Genomic DNA, 569 nt, shown 5'->3' on the forward strand with positions numbered 1-569 from the left:
ATCCAGCTCAATGCCGAACTGCTGCGGCGCCTGCCGATGACCAAATCCGCCGGGCCGGCCATCAAAGCCGTGAACACCATCTGCGATGCGGTCGCCAGCCAGGCGCGGATCATCGACGACCTGCTGGACGTCGCCCGGGTGCGCACCGGCAAGCTCAAGCTGAAAAAACAGGCGGTGGACCTGGGACGCATTCTCCAGGATATCTACACCGTGGTGATCAATGACCAGCATCCGTGCGAGGTCACGCTGCAGCTGCCCCAGCCTCCCGAGCCGCCCCTGGTGGTCGATGCCGACAGCACACGCCTGGAGCAGATCATCTGGAACCTGCTCAACAACGCGCTGAAGTTCACGCCCAGGGATGGCCGCATCGAGCTGATCGCCCATCGTGTCGAGAACATGGCGCAGCTGGACGTCATCGACAGCGGCGTGGGGCTCGAGCAGGACAATCTGCACAAGGTGTTCGATCTCTTCAGCCAGGCGGACAACCAGCATGCCAGTCATCAGCGCGAAGGCCTGGGCATTGGCCTGTCGTTGGTGCGGCAACTGGTGGAAGCCCACGGCGGTTCGGT

1 protein-coding gene is annotated in these 569 nt (G+C 63.3%); it reads left to right on the forward strand.

The genetic code is table 11. The annotated features are described in order from the left end of the window. On the forward strand, positions 1-569 hold a 569-nt coding region (locus tag CGA21_RS29750; protein WP_188265693.1), incomplete at both ends, for a sensor histidine kinase.

The sequence above is a fragment of the Pseudomonas sp. PSB11 genome, from assembly GCF_014596605.1.
GTDB classification, from domain to species: domain Bacteria; phylum Pseudomonadota; class Gammaproteobacteria; order Pseudomonadales; family Pseudomonadaceae; genus Aquipseudomonas; species Aquipseudomonas umsongensis.